This is a genomic window from Peribacillus sp. FW305-BF15 (assembly GCF_058783805.1).
The window spans coordinates 186,298-206,432 of record NZ_JBYSYV010000008.1 but is presented as its reverse complement, the minus strand read 5'-3'; the positions used below and the strand labels follow the sequence as shown (position 1 = coordinate 206,432).

Genomic DNA, 20,135 nt, shown 5'->3' with positions numbered 1-20,135 from the left:
AACTTCTTTTGTTTTCTTAAACCGGAATGTTATACTCTAAAAAGAATTGTAGTTGCAGAGAAAGGGAGAACAGAAATGGAGATGAAAGATCTCGCGTTACCATCTTTAAACCGTTTTGCATCGGACTATTTACAAAACCGTCTTGAAACGGAGGATTATTTTCACTATGACTTGTCTAAGCCTGACATTTATCACAATAGATATGAAGAATTGATGAACCGCTCTTTTTCACGTGATGAATTGTCGGATTACATACAACAATACATGTCTCGTCTTTCATTCAGTGAGGAAGTTAAGGGTAATATTGGAAGGCTGCGCAGGGATGATTCCGTTGTTGTGATTGGAGGACAGCAGGCTGGGTTATTATCAGGGCCGCTGTATACCATTCATAAAGTGATATCGATCATTAAGCTTGCGGAAGAACAGGAAAAAAAACTGGGGCAGCCAGTCATTCCGGTTTTTTGGATAGCTGGAGAAGATCATGATTTGGCTGAGGTCAATCATGTTTATGTTATGAAAAACGGAAAACCCGATAAAAAAACCTATCCTTCCTACCAGCCATATAAAACAATGGTTTCTGATGTGGAGCTGGAAACGGAAAAGGCAGAGAAGTGGCTTGAGGAAATCATTGAAACTTATGGAGAAACGGAATTTACGAACAAACTCCTGATTGATATGAAGGAAACCATTAAGAGATCGAATACCTTCGTCGATTTCTTCGCCGAGCTGATTCATGAATGGTTCAAAGAATATGGCCTTTTACTAGTCGATGCCGGAGATCCGGATTTAAGGCGAATTGAGAAGGCATACTTTGAATCGATGGTCAATGAAAGTGGACGGATTGCTGAAGTGGTCGAGGAACAGCAATCATTCATGCATGCGAAAGGGTATGCAAAAATGATTGAAATGGATAAACGCGCCGCTAATTTATTTTATTATGATCCAGAAAAAAAAGATCGATGTTTACTCGAACGTGTAGAAGGCGGTTTCAGCGGAAAAAACGGTGAGGTATCATTTACCGGGGAAGAACTCTTGCAGATAGCCAGAAATCATCCAGAACGATTAAGCAACAATGTCATTACACGCCCGCTCATGCAGGAAATGCTTTTCCCTGTATTGGCATTCGTTTCTGGGCCAGGGGAAATAGCCTATTGGGCAGAATTAAAAAAGGTGTTTGAGTTGTTTTCCATGAAGATGCCGCCAATCATTCCTAGGTTGAATATCACGCTGGTGGAGCGGAGTATCCAAAGCGACCTTGAAGAAATGGAACTCAGTTTGGAAACTGTTCTGACTGAAGGAACCGCTAATGCTGTGGAAAGTTACCTTGATTCCGTTAAAGATGAAACGATTGACACCCTGTTCGGGACGCTGAAATCACAGCTTGAAGAGAACCATGAAAAGCTTTTTGTCCACGCTGTCTCTTTGGATAGGGGGCTCGAGCCGATGTTGAACAAGAACATTGAATTCATTCAAAAGCAATTGAATTTCATGTATGGCAAAATCGGTGACCGTACAAAGGAACGACATTCGGTCATCTTGAAAAAATATGATCGGATAGCAAATTCGCTGTACCCTCTCGAATCACCCCAGGAGAGGATTTGGAATGTGTTTTATTACTTGAATCAATATGGGCCTGAGCTCGTAAGGGATATGATGAAACTGGACTATCGCTTCAATAATCAGCATAAATTGATTTTCATTTAGAAAAACCATCCGTTTTGGGGGAAAGTGGCGGGTAGATCATTTTGAATACGGCTGCCACAAACCAATCCTGATGGAGGGATTGAAATGTGAAAAAAGACAGGTGCTAAAGCCTGTCTTTTTTTCTGTTTCCTGAGTACTTGTCAGGCGGGGCTTCGACAGTAATGGTGGGCCTGCGTCTTAGTTTGAGTGCATTCGAGGGAAATGCACGTTTCTTTGAATAATTTGGCTAAATAAACTTAATAAGAAAAGAAGGTAATTTTTACTTGGAAGGAGAAAGTAAAAACAAGTGGAGAAAGGTGGGGGAATGTGGTACATTGAGATTAGAATGTGGGGGTAGTGGGTATGTTCATGGGAGAGTACCATCATAACATCGATATAAAGGGCCGTTTGATAGTCCCGGTGAAATTCAGGGAAAATCTCGGGGAGCAATTTGTCCTTACCCGCGGACTCGATCAATGTTTATTTGGTTACCCTATGGAAGAGTGGAAGCTGCTAGAAGAAAAGCTGAAAGCCCTGCCTTTAACAAAAAAAGATGCCCGAGCCTTTACCCGTTTTTTCTTTTCTGCAGCTACAGAATGCGAAATTGATAAACAAGGGCGAATTAATATCCCCACGCCGCTTACTTCATATGGCCAATTGGAAAAAGAATGTGTAATTCTTGGTGTTACCAATCGTATTGAGATTTGGAGCAAATCCCTTTGGGAAAACTATTTTTCAGCTTCGGAGGATTCTTTCGCTGAGATAGCAGAAAATATGATTGGCTTTGATATTTAAGGCTGCCCTCAGAAATAGAGTCACTCAATAACCGATTGGAAGGATGTCTAGCATGTTTCAACATACAACAGTGTTATTAAAAGAGACGGTTGATGGATTGAACATCAAACCTGATGGAATTTATGTGGATTGTACTTTAGGAGGAGCCGGTCACAGCGAATACTTACTTTCACAGCTCTCTGACAAGGGCAGGCTTTATGCTTTTGATCAGGACGAAACGGCGATTCGGAATGCTAAGGAAAAATTGGAAAGCTATGGCGAACGTATTGTCCTTGTTCCTAATAATTTTAAATACTTAAAAGAAGAGTTGAATGCCCGGGGAATCGAGAAAGTGGACGGGATCCTTTATGATTTAGGTGTGTCATCCCCGCAATTGGATACACCGGAGCGTGGTTTCAGCTATAACCATGATGCACCATTGGATATGAGGATGGACCAAAGTGCAGCCATTTCTGCCTATGATGTCGTGAATACTTGGTCATTCCATGATTTACTGAGAATTTTCTTCCAATATGGAGAAGAAAAGTTTTCGAAACAAATTGCCAGGAAAATTGAAGCGGCACGTGAAATAAAACCGATTGAAACGACGTTCGAACTTGTGGAATTAATTAAGGATGGGATACCGGCCCCGGCAAGACGTAAAGGCGGACACCCTGCGAAACGAGTGTTCCAAGCAATAAGGATCGCTGTGAATGACGAACTTGGTGTCTTTGAAGACTCCCTGGAGCAGGCCATTTCGCTTTTGGATAAAGAGGGAAGAATATCTGTCATTACATTCCATTCGCTCGAAGATAGAATTTGTAAAACGGTATTTAAAAAGGCCAGTAGCATGCCGGATCTTCCGCCTGGACTTCCAGTTATCCCGGATGAATTCAAGCCAACTATGAAAATAATTACGAGAAAACCGATTTTACCTTCAGAAGAAGAATTGGAAGGGAATAATCGTTCCCGGTCGGCTAAGCTAAGAATCGCCGAAAAGCAATGATTACAGAAAAAAATCAGTGAGGGGGAACATGAATGAGTTCCATAGCCAAAAAAGTACAAGAACAGCAATATGAAGACCAACAGCAGCAACAGGCACAGCAAACAGTGGTCATCCGTAAAGCGAAGATATCCATTGGTGAAGTTTTCTTACTCTGTGCCCTTGCTATCATGGTTACCTTCATGGGAGTGAAAATAGTCTCTAATCAAGCGGCCATCTATGAAACGAATAAAGAGATCCAGCTAGTGGAAACGTCGATTGAAGAACAGGGTAAAGTGAATGATGATTTGAAAGTGCAGGTTGCTGAACTTAGTACATACGAGAGAATTTGGAAAAAAGCTGCAGCGCTAGGGTTCAAGTTAAATGAGAATAATGTGAAGGGTGTGCAGTGATAATGCAGAAACAAAAAAATATGAAGCATGGGGCAGCCGGATTATTCTTCTTATTCGGCCTGCTCTTTTTTGTTTTAGTCTGCCGATTTTTGTATATTCAGGTGACGGGTACAGCTGGCGGGGAGGTACTGGCTTCGAAAATCGACAAGAAATATGAAAAAAAACAGATCATAGAAGCAAAAAGGGGAAGCATACTCGATACAAAAGGTGAAGTCATCGCCGAAGATACTTCCTCCTATATCTTAAGGGCGGTACTTAGTGAAAAGGAGCCGGAGCATGTCAAGGATCCGGAGATGACCGCGAAAAAGCTTTCTAAATATATCGACATGGATGAACAGGACATCTATGAAAGACTTACGAAAAAAAAGGCATACCAAGTGGAATTTGGCAGTGCCGGCAAGGATTTGACTCAGGTCGTCAAGCAGAAAATAGAAAATTTGGAACTGCCGGGAATTACATTCGGAAGGACGAATAAACGTTTTTATCCGAATGGGATTTTCGCCTCCCATCTGATTGGCTATGTAGAAAAGGATGAAGAAACGGGAGAAATGGCTGGTAAGTTCGGCATCGAAAGGTACCTCAATAAAGAATTGCAGGAAACGGATGGGAAGCTGACATATGACAGTGACTCATGGGGCTTCCTCTTACCGGATAAGAAGGAAAAGGTCGTTGCACCTGATAATGGCAATGATGTCATGCTTACGATCGACAAGAAAATACAAACATTCTTGGAAGACTCGATGAGCAAAGTGCAGGAAAAATATGATCCCGAACAAATCATAGCGATTGTCTCCAATCCCAAAACGGGGGAGATTGTGGCGATGGGGCAAAGGCCCACCTTCCATCCGACAACGAAAGTCGGGCTAACGGATACATGGCGTAACCTGGCAATTGAAGAAACCTTCGAACCGGGTTCAACCATGAAAACATTCACCCTTGCCGCGGCTGTTGAGGAAGGGGTCTTTAATCCGAATGAAAGCTTTGTTGCAGGAACCTACAAAGCCGGATCGGGTAAAATCGGGGATCATAGCGGAATCGAAAGAGGAAAGAGCATGACCTTTCTGGAAGGGGTTCAACGTTCCTCGAACGTCGCTTTTGCCACACTTGCAATGGATAAAATAGGAGCCGATACGTTCCGTGAGTATTTGACTAAGTTCGGATTTGATAAAAAAACGGGTATTGACCTGCCAAACGAGATAACCGGTAAAATTCAATACAAGTATAAGCTTGAAAAAGTGACTACCTCCTTTGGACAGGGTTCGACCGTTACACCGATTCAACAAATCCAAGCTGCATCCGCAATAGCCAATGACGGAAAAATGATGCGGCCGTACGTGATAAAAAGCATTTCCGATCAGGATACCGGAAAAATTTTGAAAACGACCAAGCCGAAAGTGACAGGGCAACCGATTTCGGAAGAAACTGCAAAACAAGTACGTGATTATTTGGAAACGGTAATTTCCGCGAAAAAAGGAACAGGGAAAAAATATGCCATTGATGGATATCAAGTAGCGGGGAAAACCGGTACTGCACAAATTGCGGGTCCGACAGGTAGATATTTAGAAGGGAAAAATAACTATGTGTTCTCCTTTTTAGGAATGGCTCCAAAAGATGATCCGCAGTTGGTCATGTATGTGGCGGTCAAGCAGCCCAAGTTAGGTGTATCTTATGTTGGGGCTGATCCATTGTCAGAGATATTTAATCCTGTCATGCAAAATAGCCTGCAATATCTAAACATAAAACCTTCTGAAGTTAAAAAACAAAAAGCAAATAAAATCAAAGACTATACGAATCAAACCGAGAGTTCAGCTGTTACAGAACTGAAGGAACTTGGTTATGATGTAAGTATGATCGGAAGTGGACGTAAAGTGCTCGACCAATCCCCGAAAGCGGGGAGTGTACTCTTACAGGGTGAAAAGATAATCCTCAGGACGGAAGGCGAAATGAAAGTTCCTGACATGAAGGGATGGTCCTTGCGCGATGTCATGAAATTGGCTAAGGTTGCAAAACTGGATCTGAAAACCGAAGGTACTGGATACGTGAGTAAACAGAGTCTTAAGGCCGGGAAAAAGGTAAATGAAGGCGAAACCTTCAATATTGAATTATCCCAGCCTGATGGGGCTGGTGAAGATATACCGACAAAAGAGAAAACAGAGTGAAGATAAAGAGGGAATCCATTTGGATTCCCTCTTTATTTCTTTCAAAGTTTCTAGTCTAGCATCGAGTAGACAAGCATATATTGAAGCATGTATGAAATGGAGGTGCCTGTTTTTGCGTGTTTCGAATGTTACTGTCCGAAAACGGCTGGCAATCGCATTGGCGATCGGTATCGTTGTTTTTTTTATCATTGATATCCGATTGGGAATTGTACAGTTTTATCTAGGGGATAAGTTGACGGGGCTGGCTAAAGATTCCTGGAGCAGGAATATTCCTTTTGAAGCCAAACGAGGAGAAATCCTTGATCGGAATGGTGTCGAGCTGGCAACGAATATATCTGCGCCAACAGTCTATGTCATCCCTAGACAGATTGAGAATCCTGGGGAGACGGCGGAACAGCTTGCTTCAATATTGGATATGACAAAGGAAAAGGCTTATCAATGGTTAACGAAACAGGCGATGAGCGTCAGAATTCCGGAAGGCAGAAAGATATCTCACGAAAAGGCGAAGGAAATTAAAGCATTGGGGATAAAGGGCGTATACATCGCTGAAGATTCAAAGCGCCATTACCCATTTGGTGAATACCTTTCACATGTTCTTGGCTTTACAGGCTCTGACAATCAAGGGTTGATGGGTATTGAATTGTCTTATGATAAGGAACTAAGCGGGGAAAAAGGATTCGTTAAATTTTACTCCGATGCGAAAGGGAAAAGGCTTGAGAATATGGCCGATGACTATAAGCCCCCTGTTGATGGTGATAATTTGAAGCTGACCATCGATAGCAAAATCCAGACAATTGTGGAGAGGGAGCTCGATAATGCGGAGGCGACATATGATCCTGATGGTATAATTGCCATTGCAATGGACCCGAACACTGGGGAAATATTGGCAATGTCCAGCAGGCCAACCTTCGACCCTGCCAATTTTCAAAATGTCCCCTCGGAAGTGTATAATCGTAATTTACCAGTTTGGAGTATATATGAACCAGGATCGACTTTTAAGATCATCACGCTTGCTGCGGCGCTTGAGGAAGGGAAGGTCGACTTACAAAAGGAACATTTTTATGATTCCGGACATGTGGAAGTGTCAGGATCAACGCTGCATTGCTGGAAAAGCGGAGGACATGGGGATCAAACTTTTCTTGAAGTGGTCGAGAACTCATGTAACCCGGGTTTTGTAGAATTAGGGAACCGGCTTGGTAAAGACAAGCTGTTTAAATATATAAATGATTTCGGTTTTGGGCAAAAGACGGGAATTGATTTAACCGGAGAAGGAAAAGGAATCATGTTCAACATGGATCGAGTGGGTCCGGTAGAGCAGGCAACTACTGCGTTTGGACAAGGTGTAGCCGTAACGCCCATTCAGCAGGTTACAGCGGTATCGGCAGCCGTGAATGGCGGGACTTTGTATACACCATATATCGCGAAGGAACTCGTGAATCCAAAAAATGGGGAAGTGCTGATGCGAAAGACCCCTCAGGCGAAGAAAAAGGTGATTTCAGAAGCAACCTCGAAGAAAGTCCGGGAAGCGCTTGAATCCGTTGTCGCCCAAGGAAGCGGTAAAGGAGCATTCGTGGAGTCGTACCGCGTCGGCGGGAAAACGGGTACAGCCCAAAAAGCTGAAAATGGCAGATACCTTGAAAATAATTATATTCTCTCATTCATTGGTGTCGCTCCAGCGGATGATCCGCAAATCGTCGTTTATATAGCTGTGGATAATCCGAAAGGAACGGTACAATTCGGCGGGGTCGTTGCCGCACCGATCGTTGGGAATATCATGGAGGATTCACTTAGGGCCATGGGCGTCAAGCCAAGGAAAAACCAGATTGAGAAGGAGACGGTCTGGACGGATCCCGTCATGGTCGAGGTACCAGACGTCGTGGGTCTCAGCAAAAAAGAGTTGCAAACCCAGCTCATCGACCTTAAGCTTGATATTGCCGGAAATGGGGATAAAGTCATAAATCAAGCCCCAGATCCAGGTGTTAAAGTAAAACAAGGCTCTACAATAAGAATTTATCTTGGCGAAAATACAGAATAAGTATAATATAATATATGAATAGTTAAAGCGGCTGAAGATTCATCAGCCGCTTTGTTTACGGAGTCGGGATAACCCCGTATAATTGAAATTGGTTTCTCGACAAGCCAAGGCTAATCACATATAATGAATCCTCAAATTAAGTTGAGAGGGATGGAAAAATGAAGCTTCACAAATTACTATCTTATTTACACTCCTTATTTACGTATGAAGGAGAAAATCCTGAAATCACCTCCATTGAAAATGATAACCGTAAAGTCATAGACGGAAGTTTATTTGTTTGTATAAAAGGTTATACAGTCGATGGTCATGATTTTGCCCAACTTGCTGTAGAGCATGGAGCTGCAGCAGTCATTGCCGAAAGGCCGCTTGACCTCGATGTTCCCGTGATCGTAGTCAGGGATTCGAGCAGGGCGATGGCGGTTCTTGCCGATGCATTTTATGGCCATCCGACTCAAAAGATGCGCTTGATCGGAATTACAGGAACGAATGGAAAGACGACGACCAGTCACTTATTGGAAAAGATTTTCGAGGATCGACATGAAAAAACAGGCTTGATTGGCACGATGTATACAAAAATCGCCGATACGGTATATGAAACCAAGAATACGACGCCAGATAGCGTTACACTGCAGAAGGCTTTTCATGAAATGGCCGAAGCATCCGTCTCCACGGCCATTATGGAGGTTTCATCGCATGCACTTGAGCTTGGGCGCGTCCATGGCTGTGATTATGATATTGCCGTCTTTACGAATCTCACACAGGATCATTTGGATTTTCATAAAACCATGGACAGATACAGGCAGGCAAAATCCTTATTTTTCTCACAGCTTGGCAATGCTTACATAGAAAATCGCCCTAAATATGCTGTGCTTAATGCTGATGATGAGGCAACTGCCGATTTCATTAAGGCGACTGCCGCTACAGTCGTTACATACGGCATAGACAATGAAGCGGATATCAGGGCCAAAGATATAAAAATTGATGCAAATGGCACATCGTTCACCTTGACAGCAGGTAAAGAAGAGCGATACATTCAGCTGAAGCTAATTGGTAAATTCAGTGTTTATAATGTACTCTCTGCCATCTCTGCTGCTTTGTGCGCCGGTAACGATCTGGATGAGACAATTAGATCCATCGAGGATATAAAAGGTGTTGCAGGCCGTTTTGAGCTCATTTCAGCGAATCAGGACTTCCCGGTCATTGTTGACTATGCCCATACTCCGGACAGTTTGGAAAATGTTCTGAAGACTGTTGGTGAGTTTGCTAGAAAGAAAATTTACGTGATAGTGGGCTGCGGCGGGGACCGAGACAAGACAAAGCGTCCAATCATGGCGCAAATTGCATGCAGCTTGGCGACTGACCCGATCTTCACTTCGGATAATCCACGCAGTGAAAATGCTGCCCAGATCCTCCGGGATATGGAAGCTGGTGTAGCAGGCAAAGAATATACGGTTATTGAAGACCGCAGGCAGGCGATAGCTTACGCAGTTTCCAAGGCGGAAGAGGGCGACGTTATATTAATTGCTGGAAAAGGTCATGAAACCTATCAATTGGTCGGTGACGAAGTGCTTCACTTCGATGACCGTGAGGAAGCGGAAAAGGCGATTCAAAGTCGTTTGGGTTCAGTTTGAACCAATGCTGAAATTGCCCTGCAACAAAATAGGAAAAGACATCAAGCAGAATTTAATATTTGAATTGTGTTAGGAATGAGGGAATAAGGAATGTTGGAACAAGTGATTTTTTATACGATTTTGGTGGCGTTTTTAGTAACCGTTCTTCTTTCGCCGATTTTCATCCCGTTTTTAAGAAGATTGAAATTCGGGCAAAGTATTAGGGAAGAAGGCCCGCAATCGCATTTGAAAAAAACGGGAACACCCACCATGGGCGGTTTGGTCATATTATTATCTGTTACCATCGCTACACTAGTCATGACTTTGAAATTTTCGGCACCTTCAACCGAAACGTATTTATTATTATTCGTTACTTTAGGTTTTGGTTTATTAGGTTTCCTTGATGATTTCATCAAAGTGGTCATGAAGCGTAACCTGGGACTGACTTCCAAGCAAAAACTGCTTGGACAAATTGTGATTTCGGTCATCTTTTACTTCGTCTTTAAGCAGACAGACCGTTTTAATCCTGAATTGACGATTCCAGGCACTGACTTTTCTTTTGATTTTGGCTGGTTTTATCTGTTCATCGTTATATTCTGGCTGGTAGGCTTTTCGAATGCCGTCAATTTGACGGATGGGCTTGATGGTCTTGTATCAGGGACATCAGCCATTGCCTTTGGTGCTTTTGCCATTTTGGCCTGGAGTCAGTCACAATATGATGTCGCCATTTTTTCGGTGGCGGTTGTCGGTGCAGTACTCGGATTTTTGGTATTCAATGCACACCCGGCAAAGGTTTTCATGGGGGATACGGGCTCCTTGGCCCTTGGGGGAGCGATCGCAACCATCGCCTTGTTAACGAAGCTTGAAATCCTCCTGGTAATCATTGGCGGAGTCTTCGTCATTGAAACGCTCTCGGTCATCCTTCAGGTAGGATCTTTTAAAACGACTGGTAAACGTATATTTAAAATGAGTCCGCTTCACCACCATTATGAGCTTTCCGGCTGGTCGGAATGGCGTGTCGTCGTCACTTTCTGGACAGTGGGGCTGCTGTGTGCGGTACTCGGAATCTATTTAGAGGTGTGGATATAAGTGAAAGAGACTGCAAAGTATTCAGAGAAAAAGATATTAGTATTGGGTTTGGCAAAAAGCGGAGTGATGGCAGCTTCGCTTCTACATAAATTAGGTGCTTTCGTGACGGTTAATGACATGAAGCCATTATCGGAAAATCCTGAGGCTCAAGGACTTCTTGAACAGGGAATCAAAGTCATCTGCGGCAGTCATCCAATCGAGCTTCTGGATGAGGGGTTCGAGCTGATCGTGAAAAATCCGGGAATCCCCTATCGGAACCCTATCGTAAAAGGGGCATTGGAAAAAGGGATTCCTGTTATCACGGAAGTTGAACTGGCCTACCAGATAAGTGAAGCACCTTTCATAGGAATCACTGGTACAAATGGGAAAACGACTACGACAACATTGATATACGAAATGTTGAAGTCCGGTGAAAAATCCCCGCTGATTGCCGGTAATATCGGGACAGTGGCATCTGGTGTTGCTGAACATGCAAAACCAGATGACTCGATCGTCATAGAATTATCATCGTTTCAGTTAATGGGAATAGACGAATTTCGTCCTGAAATCTCAATCGTGACAAATTTGTATGATGCACATTTGGATTATCACAGTTCCAAACAGGAATATGTCGAAGCAAAAGCTGCCATCACGAAAAATCAAATAGCATCAGATTTCATGATTTATAATGCAGATCAAGACCTTGTTTTATCCATGGCGAAAGAGACCAAGGCTCAACTTGTACCTTTTTCAGCTGAAGTGAAACATGAGAATGGAGCCTATGTGGAAGATGGTGCCGCCTGTTTCCGAGGGGAAAAAATCATTGAAGTTTCAGAGATAGCCCTTCCCGGGAAGCATAATTTGGAAAATGTACTAGCCGCCATCTCAGCGGCCAAGCTTAAGGGTGTAGCTAATGAAGCCATTCAGACTGTATTGAAAACATTTTATGGTGTGGAGCACCGTCTGCAGTTCGTGGCAACGATCGATAACCGTAAATTTTATAATGATTCGAAAGCGACGAACATTCTTGCAGCATCCAAAGCGTTAACATCCTTTACGGAACCGGTCATCTTATTGGCAGGCGGTCTGGATCGCGGAAATGAATTTGATGAGTTGAAACCGGCGATGAAAAATGTCAAAGCCGTGATAACTTTTGGCGAAACGGCGGAAAAAATTGAACGGGTAGCCAAAGAAATAGGAATAACGAATATAAAACGTGTCGATAATGTAGAAAAGGCCGTACCGGCTGCATTTGAATTATCAAATGAAGGCGACTGTATTCTTCTCTCCCCGGCTTGTGCAAGCTGGGATCAATATAAAACTTTTGAGCAAAGAGGAGACATGTTTATGGAGGCCGTGCATAAACTTAAGTAAGAGCTTTCGCAGAGAGAAGTGAACCTGCTTCTACGTTGACACCATGAAAAAAAGCGATAATGAGCCGTTATCGCTTTTTTTTTGACTAAAGTGCTGACAAGCAATCAGCACTGATGTTTATATTCGTAGGCTAAAAACTTCCTAGAGGTGGATGTCCGTGCCATTAAAAAAATCGAATCCTGATCTCATTCTCATTATCGTCACCTTAAGTCTTTTGACTGTTGGATTAATCATGGTTTACAGCGCGAGTGCCATTTGGGCAACATATAAATTTGATGATTCGTTTTATTTTGCTAAAAGGCAGTTGCTTTTTGCCTGCGTCGGTGTCATAGCCATGTTTTTCATCATGAATGTGGATTACTGGACGTGGCGGACATGGGCCAAAATCCTTATCATCATTTGTTTCATTATGTTACTGGCTGTGCTTGTACCAGGTATAGGGATGGCGAGAAATGGTTCGAGGAGCTGGATTGGTGTAGGTGCTTTTTCGGTCCAACCCTCTGAGTTCATGAAGCTGGCGATGATCGCTTTTTTAGCTAAGTTTTTATCAGAACGGCAAAAGCTGATCACCTCCTTTAAAAAAGGGATGCTTCCATCCTTGGGTTTAGTGTTTTTGGCATTTGGTTTGATCATGTTACAGCCAGACCTTGGAACGGGAACGGTAATGGTTGGAACGTGCATTGTCATGATTTTTATTTCCGGGGCAAGAATCAGTCATTTTGTCGGCTTGGGGCTAATTGGGGTAGCAGGTTTTATCGGTCTGATTTTGTCAGCGCCCTACCGGATAAAAAGGATCACGTCTTTTCTGGATCCATGGGAAGACCCTTTGGGCAGTGGATTTCAGATGATTCAATCGTTTTATGCAATCGGGCCAGGGGGGTTGTTCGGATTGGGACTCGGGCAAAGCCGCCAAAAGTTTTTCTATTTACCCGAACCGCAGACTGATTTCATTTTTGCCATACTCTCCGAGGAACTTGGCTTCATCGGGGGCTCTCTTGTCATTTTATTATTTGCGCTAATGCTTTGGCGGGGCATTCGGATCGCACTTGGTGCCCCTGATTTATACGGGAGCCTTGTAGCGGTAGGAATCATTGCAATGGTCGCCATTCAAGTGATGATCAATATAGGGGTGGTAACGGGACTTATGCCGGTTACGGGTATCACCTTGCCCCTCTTAAGTTATGGCGGTTCATCGCTGACGCTCATGTTGATGGCGATTGGGGTGCTCCTGAATATTAGCCGATATTCGAGGTTCTGAAATAAGAAAAAAATGTGGTTTGGCAAAAGGGAAGTCCTGTTGAACGCAGGGCTTCCCTTTTTTACGTTGAAAACCCTTCCAGGAAAAACGATTTTTTTGGGGGGCTTGCCGAAAATTAGAAATAAATGAAATGCCGCTTAAATATTACCATGTATGAATGTTGGGGAATCCACAATAAATATTGGCAATACGTCTTTGTTTAGACTATAGTATAAGAGGGTTAGGCCGTACTGGGGCTTGCTTCTGTTCATTTTTCTGCTAAAAAGGTGTTATTAATCTTGTAATAAAAGTGACCTCATGGAAGAGGAAATGAAAATTATAACTTGGAATTTTGGAACAACAAGGAGGTTTATCATGGATAATGTGATAAAGCAATTAACTGAAATGAAAATCGGCAAAGTTCTTGAACAGGAACCGCTTGCAAATCATACAACTATGAAAATTGGGGGGCCGGCTGATTTATTCATCGTGCCGTCATCCATTGAAAATATAGAAAAAACGATGCAGGTCATCAAAGAAAATGGGATGCCGTGGAGGGTGATCGGCAGGGGCTCGAACCTGCTGGTCAGTGATGGCGGAATTGAAGGTGCCGTGCTTAAATTGGGCAGAGGACTTGATCATCTCGAGATAAATGGGACGGAGATCAAAGCAGGAGCTGGGGTATCACTTGTCAGCCTCTCCGTACAAATCAGTAAAAAAGGATATGCAGGATTGGAATTTGCCAGTGGGATTCCTGGTTCCGTCGGCGGAGCGGTCTATATGAACGCTGGTGCACATGGTTCCGATATGAGTGAAATACTCAAGCAGGCACATGTTCTTTTTGAAGATGGAACTCTAGCTTGGCTTTCGAAAGAGGAAATGGAGTTTTCTTATCGAACTTCTCTGCTTCAGAAGAAAAGACCCGGTATCGTACTGGAAGCAATTTTTCAATTGACAGAGGGGGATAAAACCGAAATCGTTGAAAGAATGCAAAATAACAAGAATTATCGTAAAGATACCCAGCCGTATAATCTTCCATGTGCCGGGAGCATATTTAGGAATCCACTTCCACACCATGCTGGTAAATTGGTCGAGAATGCAGGCCTGAAGGGACATTCTATTGGCGGAGCTCAGATTTCACCGATGCACGGGAACTTCATCGTTAACACAGGTAATGGAAGTGCAGCGGATGTTCAAGCCTTGATACAGCATGTGAAGGATACTGTATATGATAAATTTGAAGTTGAAATGGAAACAGAAGTGGAAATTATCGGAAGAAAATAACGGGATTCATTATATCCAAATATTGTGATATAATGTGTTACCTTTAAAGTTTGTTAAGAACATAATATTGAGTTTGTCTTGATTTCGCACTGTCAAGAACCATCCATTTTTTCAGGAAGAGGTGAAGGGGATGGAAAAGGGAAAAATCGTTTCCATTGAGGACCGCATCCCGAAATTAAAACAATTAAGAAAAAGCAAAGCAAACAGGCGACTTGTTCTTTTGCTGTCCCTTTTCTTCATTCTTGTTGCTTGTGTGCTATATTTCCTATCCCCGTTGAGCTATGTGAAATCCGTGCAGGTAGAGGGGAATCGTTATATTACTTCCAAACAGATCATTAAATTGAGTAAGGTGAAGAAGGATCGAAGCATCTGGAAGGTTGATACAGGGACAGCGGCAGCCAATATCAAAAAAAATCAAGAAATAAAAAGCGTTAAGGTGACACCGGTATTTCCTAATTCCATTAAAATTACGGTTTCGGAACATAACAGGATGGCATATCTGTCCAATAATGGAAAGTTTGCACCCATTTTGGAAAACGGGTCCGTTTTAGAGGAGTTAGCAACAGGAGAAATTCCAGTATTTGCCCCTGTTTTAATTGGTTTCAAAGAGGGTAAAGCATTAAAGTTGCTTTTAGAAGAGCTGGACAAGCTTCCTGACGAGATTCAGAATGCCATTTCGGAAATTCATTATGCTCCTACAAAAACCGATGAATACCATATCGTCATGTTCATGAACGATGGGTTTGAAGTAAGTGCGACAAGCCGGACTTTATACGAGAAAATGATTCACTATCCATCGATAGTCAGCCAGCTGGATCCAAATGTAAAGGGAGTCATCGATCTGGAAGTGGGTTCTTATTTTAAAGCATATGAAGACGCTGAACAAAAGGAAGACACCAATGAGGAAAATTAATGGCAACCGGGTGGTTTTACCCCTGGTTTGCGTGGTTCTCGGATTCATGATTGCCTTCTCTTACAATCTGACCAAAGAAGGTGAAGGTGCAGGGAAGGACAAAGCCTGGGACCAGGAATATGAGCTCAGGCAGCAGCTGATCGAACAAGAGAAGCAGAACCGGGAACTTCAGAAGGAACTCCTCCAGAAGCAAGAAAATGTATCCCAAATAGAAAAAGACCTAGCTCAGGAAAAGCAGCTTTTTTTCAATTTGGCAAAGGAAACGGAAAAATACCGAATGTTTCTCGGAAAAGTGAAAGTGAAAGGCTCAGGCCTTCAGGTGACGCTTGAAGATGGTACAGATATGGAATCAGAAGCCAATGTTAATAATTACCTCGTCCATGAACAGCATGTCTTCAAGGTCGTCAATGAATTATACATATCAGGTGCAGAGGCTGTTGCGATTAACGGCCAAAGGTTAAATCATGATTCATACATAATCTGTAATGGGCCTGTGATTACAATCGATGGCCATCAGCATCCTGCTCCCTTCATCATATCTGCGATAGGGGACCCGGAAGTCCTGGGTGCTTCACTGGATTTACCGGGTGGCATCAAGGAACAGCTGGTTAATGAGAATATTATCTTTACAGTGGAAAAGCAAAAGAATATCATTTTTGATCCAATTATTGGAGGGTGATCGTGACCGCCGGATTCGATGAAAGATTGGTGAGAAACTGGAAATGAAAAAAAAGCTTTCTTTTAGTTTGGTTACGTTGATTGCTGGCTTCATGCTCGCTATTCAATTCAATTTGGTGAATCAGCCTGTCGTATCCGATACAAGGGATATGTGGGAACTGAAAAATGATTTATTGAAAGAACAGCAGACCCAGGCGGAATTAATAGAGGGTATCAGTAAGCTTGAGGGAAAAATAGCATCTTATGAAACAAAGAAAAATGAGAGTAAAGAAGAAGTCTTGCGTGACACCCTGACCGAATTGAAGACTGACGCAGGTTTGACCGAAATAAGAGGTAATGGGGTAATCGTATCTATACAGCCTATCAAAGCCGATATCCTTCTTGGTGAGAAGGTCGAGTATATTTCACCAGTATTGATCATTCGGCTCATTAATGAAATGTATAGATATGGCGCTGACGAAATTTCCATTTCAGGACAAAGGTATATATCAACATCGGTTATTCGTGATATTAATGGGCAGCCGAAAATGGACGGATATCCTCTGGTTCATTACCCGGTCGAAATGCAGGCAATAACCGTTAATCCAAAGAAACTGAAGCAGCGCATTGAAGGTTCCGAACTTATGGATGATTTCTTTATAGACAATTTTGAAGTGCAGATTAAGGTGCCTTCCGGCAAGTTGACATTGCCGGCTTACCAAAATGCTATTAACGTGGAACATATGGAGCCCATTATGGATGGGGGGGAATCGTGATGTGGCTTTCAGTTTTTGGTCTGTTGATTGGAATCACCCTTGGTTTTTTGGTGGATTTTGATATTCCCCATGAATATTCAAATTATCTCTCCATAGCCGTGCTTGCTGCCTTTGATACCTTATTTGGGGGGATACGGGCTCATTTGCAAAATCTTTATGATGAAGTTGTATTTGTAACAGGATTCTTCTTTAATATTATTTTAGCCGCAGGTTTGGCTTTTCTAGGTGTACATCTTGGTGTAGACTTATATTTAGCCGCAATCTTTGTATTCGGTGTCAGGCTCTTTCAAAATATTGCCCTGATCAGAAGGATCCTGATTGAAAAATGGTCCATTTCCCGGAAAAAGCAGAAAAAAAATCTATAATTTTAAAGGGAATTAAGTTATAAATGACGAATAGTTTATGGCAGTATCTAGTTTTTTTAGTAAATCAGTCACGTAGAGAAGCGAACAATATGCACCATAAAGTACGAGTTTTGTTCGGGAAATACAAAATGAAACGCTTATCTATGTAATTCGTCAGTTGTTGTAAACAGTTCTGTTATTCTATAATGTATAAGTCTTCGATATAAAAATGTTATTCTACTAATACATGTATAAACTGAAGGAGGTGCCATGGAATGAACAGCAACGAAATATACGTAAGTCTTGACATCGGTACATCCAGTGTAAAAGTTATCATTGGGGAAATGGTCAATGACACATTAAATATAATCGGTGTAGGAAATGTTAAATCAGAAGGGCTCAAAAAGGGTTCGATCGTCGGTATAGATGAAACCGTCCAATCCATTCAAAAGGCTATAGAGCAAGCAGAACGGATGATAGGGATGGAGATAACAAAGGTAATCGTCGGCATAAGTGGAAATCATGTGACGCTTCAGCCGTGTCATGGGGTAGTAGCGGTATCCAGTGACAATAAAGAGATTACCGAGCATGACGTTTTCCGTGTCAGGGAAGCAGCTGAGTTAATAACGATACCATCCGACAGGGAAATCATCGACGTGGTGCCGATTCACTACAAAGTTGATGAACTTGATGAAATCAGTGATCCACGGGGCATGATAGGTGTCCGGTTGGAAATGAGAGGGATTTTAATCACAGGTCTTCGGACAATTTTACATAATACGCTGCGCTGCGTGGAAAGGGCAGGATTGGAAATAACCGATATCGCCCTTCAGCCTTTAGCCGCAGGTTCCCTTGTTTTATCCAAGGATGAAAAAGAACTTGGTGTGGCACTTGTCGATATTGGCGGAGGTTCCACGACCCTGGCAATTTTCGAACAAGGCTATTTACAATATACGTCTGTGATACCTATAGGCGGGGAAACACTTACGAAGGACCTTTCCATCGTTCTAAGGACGACTATGGAAGAAGCTGAGAAAATAAAAGTAAAGCATGGACATGCCTATTATGATGACGCGTCTGAAGATGAAGTATTCCAAATACCGATCATCGGCAGCGATCAGCAACAGACCTGCAACCAGTTAATGCTTTCGGATATCATTGAAGCGCGGGTGACCGAAATATTCGAGTTGATTCAAGATGATTTGAAGAGACTTGGCTTCCAGGATATACCGGGTGGTTTCGTGTTGACCGGGGGCGTCGTCAAGATGCCGGGTGTCCTGGAGCTAGCTCAATATGTGTTCCAAAACCGAGTAAGGACAGCTGAACCCAATTACATCGGTGTTAGGGAACCCCAATACACCACGGCTGTTGGTTTGATTAAACACGCATGCAAGAAAGAGAGAATGCAAAAAAACACCGCTAATAAAACTCCTGTAGCAGCTGGACAAGCTCAAGAAGATAACGACCAGCGCAGCCAGAAGGTTTCTCAGAAAAATAAAGAGAACACGGCTAAAAAACAAGGTGAAAAAGGTGAATCTAAATTCAAAAAAATCCTGGGTTACTTTTTTGAATAACAATCATTAAGAATCGGGAATTTCGTCAAAATAGGAGGATTGTCATGTTGGAGTTTGATTCTAATCTAGAACAATTAGCAACGATAAAAGTAATAGGTGTTGGCGGCGGCGGAAACAATGCGGTAAACAGAATGATCGAGCATGGTGTACAGGGCGTTGAGTTTATTTCTGTCAATACTGACGCACAGGCTCTTAATCTATCAAAAGCAGAAATCAAAATGCAAATCGGTGGGAAGCTTACACGCGGTTTGGGTGCAGGTGCCAATCCAGAGGTAGGAAAAAAAGCTGCTGAAGAAAGCAAAGAGCAGATTGAAGAAGCACTTAAAGGTGCCGATATGGTATTCGTAACGGCTGGAATGGGCGGCGGTACGGGAACGGGGGCAGCTCCTGTCATAGCGGGCATTGCTAAAGATCTAGGGGCCCTTACAGTGGGTGTAGTTACCCGTCCATTTACTTTCGAAGGCCGAAAACGTGCAACACAGGCACAAGGCGGCATTTCATCCATGAAGGAATCGGTTGACACACTCATCGTCATTCCGAACGACCGCCTCCTTGAAATCGTCGATAAAAGCACGCCAATGCTTGAAGCATTCCGTGAAGCGGATAATGTACTTCGCCAGGGTGTACAAGGGATTTCAGATTTAATTGCTGTTCCAGGTCTTATTAACTTGGACTTTGCCGATGTGAAGACGATCATGTCCAACAAAGGTTCCGCTCTTATGGGAATCGGGATTTCCTCCGGGGAAAACCGTGCAGCGGAAGCGGCGAAAAAAGCCATTTCCAGTCCGTTGCTTGAAACATCGATTGATGGCGCCCAAGGTGTACTGATGAATATTACCGGTGGTACGAATCTAAGTCTTTTTGAAGTCCAGGAAGCGGCCGATATCGTGGCTACAGCATCCGATCAAGACGTCAACATGATTTTTGGTTCTGTTATCAATGAAAACCTTAAAGATGAAATCGTCGTTACGGTAATTGCTACAGGCTTTAACGAGGTTGAAGCTTCAATTCGGCCTACTGGACGTCCAACACTCGGACAGCAGCAGCAATCAAGACCTCAGACACAACAAACGCCACAGTCAAACGTGAAGCGTGAAGTGAAGAGGGAAGAAGTCAATGAACAGCCTGCACGTAATGCCAATCAAGGCGATGAGGCTTTGGATATTCCAACCTTCCTCCGTAACCGTAATAGACGCCGTTAATAACGACGTCATATGCCGTTCCCATTTGGGGACGGTTTTTTGTCGTTAAT

17 protein-coding genes are annotated in these 20,135 nt (G+C 43.0%); all 17 read left to right on the top strand.

Features of this window, described 5'->3' with window-relative positions:
• The first annotated feature begins 75 nt into the window (after positions 1–75).
• The gene (gene bshC, locus AC3WLU_RS10915) at positions 76–1,704 is read left to right on the top strand and encodes a bacillithiol biosynthesis cysteine-adding enzyme BshC (protein ID WP_400449595.1); all 1,629 of its coding nucleotides are present in this window, start codon (positions 76–78) and stop codon (positions 1,702–1,704) included.
• 342 nt (positions 1,705–2,046) lie between these two features.
• The gene (gene mraZ, locus AC3WLU_RS10910; protein ID WP_034313914.1) at positions 2,047–2,478 is read left to right on the top strand and encodes a division/cell wall cluster transcriptional repressor MraZ; all 432 of its coding nucleotides are present in this window, start codon (positions 2,047–2,049) and stop codon (positions 2,476–2,478) included.
• Positions 2,479–2,530: 52 nt separating this feature from the next.
• Positions 2,531–3,463 (top strand): 16S rRNA (cytosine(1402)-N(4))-methyltransferase RsmH, encoded by a 933-nt coding sequence (gene rsmH, locus AC3WLU_RS10905; RefSeq protein WP_034313911.1) that lies wholly within the window; start codon positions 2,531–2,533, stop codon positions 3,461–3,463.
• A gap of 32 nt (positions 3,464–3,495) precedes the next feature.
• Positions 3,496–3,852, top strand: coding sequence for a cell division protein FtsL (gene ftsL, locus AC3WLU_RS10900; RefSeq protein WP_063576915.1), 357 nt, complete (start codon positions 3,496–3,498; stop codon positions 3,850–3,852).
• A gap of 2 nt (positions 3,853–3,854) precedes the next feature.
• Positions 3,855–6,011 (top strand): penicillin-binding protein, encoded by a 2,157-nt coding sequence (locus AC3WLU_RS10895; RefSeq protein ID WP_400449596.1) that lies wholly within the window; start codon positions 3,855–3,857, stop codon positions 6,009–6,011.
• Between the two features lie 112 nt (positions 6,012–6,123).
• Positions 6,124–8,046, top strand: coding sequence for a stage V sporulation protein D (locus AC3WLU_RS10890; protein ID WP_034313905.1), 1,923 nt, complete (start codon positions 6,124–6,126; stop codon positions 8,044–8,046).
• Positions 8,047–8,204: 158 nt separating this feature from the next.
• Positions 8,205–9,677, top strand: coding sequence for a UDP-N-acetylmuramoyl-L-alanyl-D-glutamate--2,6-diaminopimelate ligase (locus AC3WLU_RS10885; RefSeq protein WP_057278447.1), 1,473 nt, complete (start codon positions 8,205–8,207; stop codon positions 9,675–9,677).
• A 90-nt stretch (positions 9,678–9,767) separates the two neighbouring features.
• Entirely contained in the window at positions 9,768–10,745 is a 978-nt protein-coding gene (mraY, locus tag AC3WLU_RS10880; RefSeq protein ID WP_057278446.1) for a phospho-N-acetylmuramoyl-pentapeptide-transferase, read from the top strand.
• Complete coding sequence (gene murD, locus AC3WLU_RS10875; protein WP_492597254.1) at positions 10,746–12,098, top strand: UDP-N-acetylmuramoyl-L-alanine--D-glutamate ligase; 1,353 nt, start codon at positions 10,746–10,748, stop codon at positions 12,096–12,098.
• A 157-nt stretch (positions 12,099–12,255) separates the two neighbouring features.
• The gene (gene spoVE / locus AC3WLU_RS10870; RefSeq protein ID WP_095389937.1) at positions 12,256–13,356 is read left to right on the top strand and encodes a stage V sporulation protein E; all 1,101 of its coding nucleotides are present in this window, start codon (positions 12,256–12,258) and stop codon (positions 13,354–13,356) included.
• A gap of 354 nt (positions 13,357–13,710) precedes the next feature.
• Positions 13,711–14,619 carry a UDP-N-acetylmuramate dehydrogenase gene (murB, locus tag AC3WLU_RS10865; protein WP_063576912.1) on the top strand — a complete coding sequence of 303 codons (909 nt, stop codon included), beginning with the start codon at positions 13,711–13,713 and terminating at the stop codon, positions 14,617–14,619.
• A 130-nt stretch (positions 14,620–14,749) separates the two neighbouring features.
• Entirely contained in the window at positions 14,750–15,532 is a 783-nt protein-coding gene (locus tag AC3WLU_RS10860; RefSeq protein WP_063576911.1) for a cell division protein FtsQ/DivIB, read from the top strand.
• Positions 15,519–16,211, top strand: coding sequence for a DUF881 domain-containing protein (locus AC3WLU_RS10855; RefSeq protein ID WP_057278443.1), 693 nt, complete (start codon positions 15,519–15,521; stop codon positions 16,209–16,211). The genes AC3WLU_RS10860 and AC3WLU_RS10855 overlap by 14 nt, the downstream gene beginning before the upstream one ends.
• Before the next feature lie 43 nt (positions 16,212–16,254).
• Complete coding sequence (locus AC3WLU_RS10850) at positions 16,255–16,965, top strand: DUF881 domain-containing protein (RefSeq protein ID WP_052137467.1); 711 nt, start codon at positions 16,255–16,257, stop codon at positions 16,963–16,965.
• Complete coding sequence (locus AC3WLU_RS10845; RefSeq protein WP_034313884.1) at positions 16,965–17,330, top strand: small basic family protein; 366 nt, start codon at positions 16,965–16,967, stop codon at positions 17,328–17,330. Before AC3WLU_RS10850 ends, AC3WLU_RS10845 begins: the two co-directional genes overlap by 1 nt.
• A gap of 254 nt (positions 17,331–17,584) precedes the next feature.
• Entirely contained in the window at positions 17,585–18,883 is a 1,299-nt protein-coding gene (gene ftsA, locus AC3WLU_RS10840; RefSeq protein WP_057278442.1) for a cell division protein FtsA, read from the top strand.
• 44 nt (positions 18,884–18,927) lie between these two features.
• Positions 18,928–20,085, top strand: a complete 1,158-nt coding sequence (gene ftsZ / locus AC3WLU_RS10835) for a cell division protein FtsZ (protein WP_034313879.1) — start codon at positions 18,928–18,930, stop codon at positions 20,083–20,085.
• The last annotated feature ends 50 nt before the right edge of the window (positions 20,086–20,135 follow it).

Excerpts from the sequence above, each read along its gene's own strand:
- AC3WLU_RS10855 (WP_057278443.1), top strand. The coding sequence starts at position 15,519 with ATGAGGAAAATTAATGGCAACCGGGTGGTTTTACCCCTGGTTTGCGTG.
- bshC (WP_400449595.1), top strand. The coding sequence starts at position 76 with ATGGAGATGAAAGATCTCGCGTTACCATCTTTAAACCGTTTTGCATCG.
- murB (WP_063576912.1), top strand. The coding sequence starts at position 13,711 with ATGGATAATGTGATAAAGCAATTAACTGAAATGAAAATCGGCAAAGTT.
- mraZ (WP_034313914.1), top strand. The coding sequence starts at position 2,047 with ATGTTCATGGGAGAGTACCATCATAACATCGATATAAAGGGCCGTTTG.
- AC3WLU_RS10850 (WP_052137467.1), top strand. The coding sequence starts at position 16,255 with ATGAAAAAAAAGCTTTCTTTTAGTTTGGTTACGTTGATTGCTGGCTTC.
- AC3WLU_RS10885 (WP_057278447.1), top strand. The coding sequence starts at position 8,205 with ATGAAGCTTCACAAATTACTATCTTATTTACACTCCTTATTTACGTAT.
- ftsA (WP_057278442.1), top strand. The coding sequence starts at position 17,585 with ATGAACAGCAACGAAATATACGTAAGTCTTGACATCGGTACATCCAGT.
- AC3WLU_RS10860 (WP_063576911.1), top strand. The coding sequence starts at position 14,750 with ATGGAAAAGGGAAAAATCGTTTCCATTGAGGACCGCATCCCGAAATTA.
- AC3WLU_RS10895 (WP_400449596.1), top strand. The coding sequence starts at position 3,855 with ATGCAGAAACAAAAAAATATGAAGCATGGGGCAGCCGGATTATTCTTC.
- AC3WLU_RS10845 (WP_034313884.1), top strand. The coding sequence starts at position 16,965 with ATGTGGCTTTCAGTTTTTGGTCTGTTGATTGGAATCACCCTTGGTTTT.
- mraY (WP_057278446.1), top strand. The coding sequence starts at position 9,768 with ATGTTGGAACAAGTGATTTTTTATACGATTTTGGTGGCGTTTTTAGTA.
- ftsL (WP_063576915.1), top strand. The coding sequence starts at position 3,496 with ATGAGTTCCATAGCCAAAAAAGTACAAGAACAGCAATATGAAGACCAA.
- rsmH (WP_034313911.1), top strand. The coding sequence starts at position 2,531 with ATGTTTCAACATACAACAGTGTTATTAAAAGAGACGGTTGATGGATTG.
- ftsZ (WP_034313879.1), top strand. The coding sequence starts at position 18,928 with ATGTTGGAGTTTGATTCTAATCTAGAACAATTAGCAACGATAAAAGTA.